Consider the following 326-nt stretch of genomic DNA (forward strand, 5'->3'; position numbering starts at 1 on the left):
CTTGAAGAACCCGCCTATATCATCGCAGAACAACACCGAACCGTCCGACATCTCGCGGAACTTCAGCGGCCAGACGTTCATCGGCTTGTGACCGCGGCGACGAGCGCTTGGCGCATGGTCAGAGTTTCGGCGTAGATTTTCTCGCGATAGACAGCGTGCAAAACATCTTTGCGAAACCGCTCTTCCGTGAGGTCGATCGAACCGCGTATTGATATCCCACCGTCGCGCCATGTGAACTGGCACGTTGGGTACAGCGCCTGAAGGCGAAGCATCGCCGAATTGGCGTGCTTTTCAAATTGTGGCGAAACATCCACCACGAAGTCTAG

1 pseudogene is annotated in these 326 nt (G+C 55.5%); it reads right to left on the minus strand.

What is annotated here, in order from left to right:
- Positions 1 to 77 precede the first annotated feature (77 nt).
- Positions 78 to 326: pseudogene (locus EN818_RS31485) on the minus strand (hypothetical protein); the annotation flags it as partial.

This window comes from Mesorhizobium sp. M3A.F.Ca.ET.175.01.1.1, assembly GCF_004791945.1.
Classification (GTDB): Bacteria; Pseudomonadota; Alphaproteobacteria; order Rhizobiales; family Rhizobiaceae; genus Mesorhizobium.